The following is a 3552-nucleotide window of genomic DNA, read 5'->3' on the forward strand; positions in this document are numbered from 1 at the left end:
GGTGTAGAGGGCGCGGATCTTGGGCCGGACAAAATTGGTGAGCCAGTTCATGGGGGCGGGTCTTCGTCGATGTCTTGAGTTCAGCCGCGCGCGGCGCGCACGCCGTCGGCCAGGGTGCGCACGAAGGCCAGCACGTCGTCGACCAGTCCGGGCGCGGGCACGCCGTTCTCGTCGAGATTGGCGGCGATACGATTGACGATGGCGGAGCCGACCACGGCGGCATCGGCCAGACGCGCCACGGCTGCGGCGGCATCCGGGGTGGTGATGCCGAAGCCGACGGCGACCGGCAGGTCGGTGTGGCGGCGAAGCCGCTCGACCGCGAAGCTGATGGCGTCCTCGGTCGCGGAGCCGGCCCCGGTGATGCCGGCGACGGAGACGTAGTAGACGAAGCCGCTGGTGTTCTGAAGCACCGTCGGCATGCGCTTGTCATCGGTCGTCGGGGTCGCCAGCCGGATGAAGTTGACGCCGGCGTTCAGCGCCGGGATGCACAGCTCGACATCCTCTTCCGGCGGCAGATCGACCACGATCAGCCCATCGACCCCGGCGGCCTTGGCGTCGGTCAGGAACCGTTCGACGCCGTAGGAATAGATCGGGTTGTAATAGCCCATCAGGATGACCGGCGTCGTGGCGTCGGTCGCCCGGAATTCCTGGACGAGCTGGATCGTCCGGCGCAGCGTCATGCCCGACTTCAGCGCCCGCAGCGACGATGCCTGGATCGACGGGCCGTCGGCCATCGGATCGGTGAACGGCATGCCGATCTCGATCACGTCGGCGCCGGCAGCCGGCAGGCCCTGGATCAGCTTCAGCGAGGTCGCGTAGTCGGGATCGCCGGCGGAGACGAAGGTCACCAGACCGCCCCGCCCTTCCTGCTTCAACGCGCCGAACTTGGCGGCCAGACGGCCGCTGTCGGCGGCGCGGGCGGCCTGCCCGATTTCAAAACCTTCGTGGACCCCGGACTGTACGGCGGCTGCACTCATATTTGCACTCCAAGGGCTTCCGCCACGGTGAAGATGTCCTTGTCGCCACGGCCGCACAGGTTCATGACCAGCAGGTGGTCCTTGGGCAGGCTCGGCGCGATCCGGATGACGCCGGCCAGCGCGTGCGCCGGCTCCAGCGCCGGGATGATGCCCTCCATCCGGGAGCACATCTGGAAGGCGTCCAGCGCCTCGTTGTCTGTGGCGGAGATGTATTCGACCCGGCCGACGTCGTGCAGCCAGGAATGCTCCGGACCGATGCCGGGATAATCCAGCCCGGCGGAGATCGAGTGGCCCTCGGTGATCTGGCCGTCGTCGTCCTGGAGCAGGTAGGTCCGGTTGCCGTGAAGCACGCCGGGCCGGCCGCCGGTCAGGGACGCCGCATGGGCGCCGGTCTCGATGCCATGGCCGGCCGCTTCCACCGCGACCATCTTGACCGAGGGTTCGTCCAGGAACGGGTAGAACAGGCCGATCGCGTTGGAACCGCCGCCGATGCAGGCGACGAGGCTGTCGGGCAGACGCCCTTCCGCCGCGATCATCTGTTCCCGCACTTCCTCGCCGATCACGGACTGGAAGTCGCGGACCATGGCGGGATAGGGGTGCGGTCCGGCTGCCGTGCCGATGATGTAGAAGGTGTCCTCGACATTGGTCACCCAGTCGCGCAACGCCTCGTTCATGGCGTCCTTGAGGGTGCGCGATCCCGACTTGACCGGCTTGACCTCGGCGCCCAGCAGCTTCATGCGGAAGACGTTGGGCTTCTGCCGCTCGATGTCGGTCTCGCCCATGTAGATCGTGCAGGGCAGATCGAACAGCGCGCAGACGGTCGCGGTGGCGACGCCGTGCTGGCCGGCCCCCGTCTCCGCGATGATGCGGCGCTTGCCCATCCGACGGGCCAGCAGGATCTGGCCGATGCAGTTGTTGATCTTGTGGGCGCCGGTGTGGTTCAGCTCGTCCCGCTTGAAGTAGATCTTGGCGCCACCGAGGTTCACCGTCAGCCGTTCCGCATGGTAGAGCGGGCTGGGCCGGCCGACGTAATGCGTCAGGTAGTGGCGCAGTTCGGCCTTGAAGGCGGGATCGACCTTGGCGGCGTTGTACGCCTGCTCGACCTCAAGGATTAGCGGCATCAGCGTCTCGGCGACGAAGCGTCCGCCATAGATGCCGAAGTGCCCCTGCTCGTCGGGACCCGAGCGGTAGGTATTGAGCTGCTGCATGATGCTCTGCGGCATATCGCCGGGTGCCCTGTTCGTGGTCGGAGATGTCACTGTGCCAACTCTCGTGCCTTCCGGAAGGGGCCAACATAGCGGCCAGTCGATCGATTTTAAAGGACGATACGCATGAAATCCCGTCGATGCAGGGCAGCCTTGCCCTTGGGCGCCTGATTTCCCACATATGGGCATGGCGGCGCCGGAAGGGGCCGCTGCCACGGGCGCCGGGTTCGGGCCCATGTCGCTACTCGCCCAGACTGCTACTCGCTCAGTGGAGGAGGATGCCGCGTGACCACGAGATTGTCTTTGTTCAACAGTCCGCTACTTTTAGGCTTCGATCAGTTCGAGCGCACACTCGATAGGATCTCGAAGAACTCGGCGGAAGGGTACCCGCCGTACAATATCGAACAGATAGGCGAAGATGGTCTGCGGATCACGCTTGCGGTAGCCGGCTTCACGATGGATGATCTGACGGTGCAGACCGAAGACAACCAGCTGGTGATCCGTGGCCGCCAAGTCGACGACAAGACCAGGATATATCTGCATCGCGGTATCGCCGCCCGTCAGTTCCAGCGCAGCTTCGTTCTGGCGGAAGGGATCGAAGTGGTCGGAGCGACGTTGGATAATGGATTGCTCCACGTGGACCTGAAACGCCCGATCCCGGAGCCGAAGGTGCGCACCATCGCCATCCAGCAGCCGGCAGGCGGCCCGGATGGAGCGGACGCCCGCACGATCGACCTGACGCCGGAAAGCGGCGGCTGATGCCGGCGGATTTCCACCGGGGCCCCGGTCTTTAACCTCGGTTCCAAGGCGCCGGTCCGGATACGCATCGCTATTCGTTACAGAAAGACTGAGAACATGAACACCAGCCCGAACACATTGCGTCAGATTTCCAGCCAGGACTTCGTGGCCTTCGGCGTGAACGACCTTGTCTATATCAAGGTCGTCGATGTGGACGGCTCGACCGGCTACGCCATCCACGCCGCCGACGGTACGCCCCTGACCGTGATGCAGGAACGCGAGGCCGCTTTCGCGGCGGTGCGCCAGCACGAGCTGGAGCCGGTCAGCGTCCACTGAGACGCCTTTCCGACGAGTGCGAGACGGTTTCCGTCACCTCCTGTTGCTCCTGTTGTGATGAACATCCAACCGGAGGTGACACATGCCAGAAAACGACAAGAACGATCGGAAGCCGCAGCCCGGCGTCGACGACAAGCAGGACAAGACGCTGACGGAAAAAGAGGAAGACCAAGCCGGCGGCGAGAACAAGAAGACGCCGGGCCCGGTCTACGACGTCTGAACCTGGACTCCACGACACCGGAAGCGGCCCCGCGGTCGAAGCGACATCGAAGGGTCCCAGCCTTGAGCCGGGGCCC

Annotated in this window: 5 protein-coding genes; 3 read left to right on the forward strand and 2 right to left on the reverse strand. The window is 65.1% G+C overall.

Annotation, left to right across the window (positions count from 1 at the left end; genetic code table 11):
- Positions 1-80 precede the first annotated feature (80 nt).
- Together trpA and trpB are read right to left on the reverse strand one after the other, a co-directional pair.
- Positions 81-977 (reverse strand): tryptophan synthase subunit alpha, encoded by an 897-nt coding sequence (gene trpA, locus AC5JJ6_RS04600; protein WP_496040917.1) that lies wholly within the window; start codon positions 975-977, stop codon positions 81-83.
- Positions 974-2185, reverse strand: coding sequence for a tryptophan synthase subunit beta (gene trpB / locus AC5JJ6_RS04605; RefSeq protein WP_496040921.1), 1212 nt, complete (start codon positions 2183-2185; stop codon positions 974-976). The genes trpA and trpB overlap by 4 nt, the downstream gene beginning before the upstream one ends.
- Positions 2186-2467: 282 nt before the next feature.
- Between trpB and AC5JJ6_RS04610 the strand changes: the two genes are divergently transcribed.
- From AC5JJ6_RS04610 to AC5JJ6_RS04620, 3 genes are all read left to right on the forward strand, one after another.
- A complete protein-coding gene (locus tag AC5JJ6_RS04610) occupies positions 2468-2941 on the forward strand; it encodes an Hsp20 family protein (protein ID WP_496040918.1) in 474 nt (157 codons plus the stop codon).
- Between the two features lie 96 nt (positions 2942-3037).
- Positions 3038-3256, forward strand: coding sequence for a DUF1150 family protein (locus AC5JJ6_RS04615; protein ID WP_496040919.1), 219 nt, complete (start codon positions 3038-3040; stop codon positions 3254-3256).
- Positions 3257-3338: 82 nt separating this feature from the next.
- Positions 3339-3476, forward strand: a complete 138-nt coding sequence (locus AC5JJ6_RS04620) for a hypothetical protein (RefSeq protein ID WP_496040920.1) — start codon at positions 3339-3341, stop codon at positions 3474-3476.
- Positions 3477-3552: the final 76 nt, after the last annotated feature.

The organism is Skermanella sp., assembly GCF_059503625.1.